The organism is Comamonas sp., from assembly GCF_036666375.1.
In the GTDB taxonomy this organism is placed as follows: domain Bacteria; phylum Pseudomonadota; class Gammaproteobacteria; order Burkholderiales; family Burkholderiaceae_C; genus Comamonas.
In genome coordinates this window covers 1-2441 of sequence record NZ_JAVWWA010000151.1, presented here as the reverse complement: position 1 = coordinate 2441, position 2441 = coordinate 1, and the positions used below count along the sequence as shown (strand labels likewise).

The 2441-nt window shown below is 65.9% G+C and carries 3 protein-coding genes; all 3 read left to right on the top strand.

Going from position 1 to position 2441, the window contains the following annotated elements; translation table 11 throughout:
- Positions 1-969 (top strand): ABC transporter permease (locus tag RR928_RS23020; protein WP_442881510.1); only part of this gene is annotated, 969 nt, incomplete at its 5' end.
- Positions 970-1045: 76 nt separating this feature from the next.
- Positions 1046-1975, top strand: a complete 930-nt coding sequence (locus tag RR928_RS23015) for an iron chelate uptake ABC transporter family permease subunit (RefSeq protein WP_332684389.1) — start codon at positions 1046-1048, stop codon at positions 1973-1975.
- A partial coding sequence (locus RR928_RS23010) for an ATP-binding cassette domain-containing protein (protein WP_332684379.1) occupies positions 1972-2441 on the top strand: 470 nt, incomplete at its 3' end. The genes RR928_RS23015 and RR928_RS23010, both read left to right, overlap by 4 nt.

The window sequence follows — 2441 nt, the reverse complement described above, 5'->3', positions numbered from 1 at the left end:
TCTTTTGTCGCGGCATGGTCCGGGGCCCTGGTGGCCCTTTTTGCATTGGCGCTGTGGAGCCTGTCGGTGGGCGTGAGCGATGTGTCGTGGAATACGCTGTGGTCCTCGAGCGAGGACGACATGGTCGCCCAGGTGCTGCTCTACAGCCGCGTGCCGCGCACGCTGGCGCTGATTCTCGCGGGCTCGTCGATGGCGGTCGCGGGTCTGCTGATGCAGATGCTCGCGCGCAACCATTTCGTCGAACCCTCGACGGTGGGCACGGTCGAGTCGGCGACGCTGGGCATGCTGATGATGGCGCTGTGGGCGCCCGGCTGGTCGGTCTGGGCCAAGATGGGCGTCTCGGCATTGATGGCGCTGGCCGGCACGGCGCTGTTCCTTGCCGTGCTGGCGCGCGTGAAGCTGCGGTCGGCCTGGATCGTGCCGTTGGTCGGCCTGGTGTTGGCCGGCGTGATCGATGCCGCGGCGATGTTCTTCGCCTACCAGCATGACCTGATCCAGTCGCTGCGCGCCTGGTCCAACGGCGATTTCTCGGTGGTGATCGACGGCCGCTATGAAATGCTGTGGCTGTCGCTGGGCGTGACGCTGCTGGCCTGCCTGGCCGCCGACCGCTTCACGGTTGCCGGCCTGGGCGAGTCGTTCGCCACCAACCTCGGGCTCAATTACAAGCGCCTGGTCTGGCAGGGCCTGGTGGTGGTCGCCGTGGTCACGGCCTGCGTGGTGGTGACCGTGGGCAGCATTCCGTTTGTCGGGCTGATCGTTCCCAATGTCGTGCGCCTGATCGTCGGCGACAACGTGCGCCGCAGCGTGCTGTGGGTTGCCATTGCCGGCGCCGGGCTCACGCTGCTGTGCGATCTGGTGGGGCGGCTGGTGATCGCGCCCTATGAAATTCCCGTGGGCACCGTGATGGGGGTCGTGGGCAGTGCGCTGTTCCTGGTTCTGATCGTGCGCAAACGCCGGCGTGCAGGCTGATATGGAAAACACAACGCAACTTGCCGCGCCGCATGCGGCCACCTGGGCCGAGCGCTGGCAGAAGCCAGCGGTGCGCATGGGCCTGCTGGTGCTGCTGGCCTTGGTGGCCGGCGTGGCTTTCATGACAGTGGGCGTCAAGACCGACTGGGCGTTCGTGCTCGAGCACCGCGGCATCAAGCTGTTGACCATGCTGGTCGTGGCCGGCGCCATAGGCATGTCGACCGTGGTCTTCCAGACCATCACCCACAACACCATTCTCACGCCTTCGGTCATGGGGCTGGACGCGCTGTACCTGTTCCTGCAGGCGCTGCTGGTGCTGCTGCTGGGCGCGTCGGGCGTGGTCGCCTGGGGCGTGCTGCCCAAGTACCTGCTGGAGATCGTGCTGATGGTGTTCTTCAGCGTGCTGCTGATGCGCTGGCTTTTCACCGGCCAGTCCAGCAGCCTGCACCTGATGCTGCTGGTGGGCATGGTCGGCGGCATCTTCTTTCGCAGCCTGACCAGCTTCGCGATGCGCATGATCGATCCCAACGAGTTCGCGACGCTGCAGGACCGGATGTTTGCCAACTTCAACTCGATCCAGGTGCAGCTGCTGTGGCCATCGCTCGCGCTGATGCTGCTGGGCGCGGCCTGGATCTGGCGCCAGCGCCATGTGCTCGACGTGCTGGCGCTGGGCCGCGATGTCGCCGTGAATCTCGGCGTGGCCTACCAGCGCCAGGTGCTGCAGTTGCTGGTCGTGATGGCCTGCCTGGTCGCGGTGTCTGCGGCGCTGGTCGGCCCGGTGACGTTCTTCGGCCTGCTGGTGAGCAACATGGCCTACCAGTGGATGGGAACGCGCCGCCACAACTGGGTGCTGCCCGCGGCCGTGCTGTGGGGCTGCGTGCTGTTGCTGGGCGGCCAGGTGATTCTCGAGCAGGTGTTTGCTTTCAACACCTCGCTGTCCATCGTCGTCGAGTTCCTCGGCGGCGTGGTGTTTATTTATTTGCTGATGCGCAAGGGCAAGACATGATCGACGCACGCGATGTGGTCAAGCGCCACGGCAGCACCACGGTGCTGAACGCGGTTTCGCTGCAGATTCCGAAACAGCAGTTCACCGCCATCATCGGCCCCAACGGGGCGGGCAAGTCGACGCTGCTGTCGCTGGTCAGCCGGCTGATGCCGATGAGCAGCGGCCAGGTGAGCGTCGACGGCCACGATGTCGCGACCACGGCCAGCGACGCGCTGTCGCGCGTGCTGGCCATTCTGCGCCAGGACAACCAGTCGGCGCTGCGCCTCACGGTGCGCGATCTTGTGGGCTTCGGGCGCTTTCCGCACAGCAAGGGCCGGCTCACGCCCGAAGACCTGCGCCATGTGGAAGACGCGCTGGATTATCTGCAGCTGCAGCCCCTGGCCGAACGCTTTCTCGACGAACTTTCAGGCGGCCAGCGCCAGCGCGCCTACATCGCCATGGTGCTGTGCCAGGACACGCCCTACAT